This is a genomic window from Pseudomonas sp. PME37.24/025, assembly GCF_055556615.1.
Window position 1 is genome coordinate 1 of sequence record NZ_JBVHNK010000466.1, and the last position, 239, is coordinate 239.

A 239-nucleotide genomic window follows, 5' to 3' on the forward strand; every position below is an offset into this window, starting at 1 on the left:
CGAACGCGAGCGCGCGCCGCGCGGTCAACGGGCGGTCGAACGGTGAGCGGGAACCGGGATGGCCGAGTTCGCGGGCGAGGGTCAGTGGCATCCGCTCCCACTCCCGCCAGCGGGACGGTCGGCTGTCGGGATCCCGGATGCCGACGGCGTGCGCCGGAGCGTCGTGCGGCTCGAAGACCACCGCGTCGAGGAAGCGCACGGCGGTGATGCCGTCGGCCATCGCGTGGTGCAGGCGGATG

Annotated in this window: 1 protein-coding gene; it reads right to left on the reverse strand. The window is 74.1% G+C overall.

The window, feature by feature from the left end:
- On the reverse strand, window positions 1–220 hold a 220-nt coding region (locus ACZ3HH_RS31110; protein WP_465810576.1), incomplete at its 3' end, for a hypothetical protein.
- Between the last annotated feature and the right edge of the window lie 19 nt (window positions 221–239).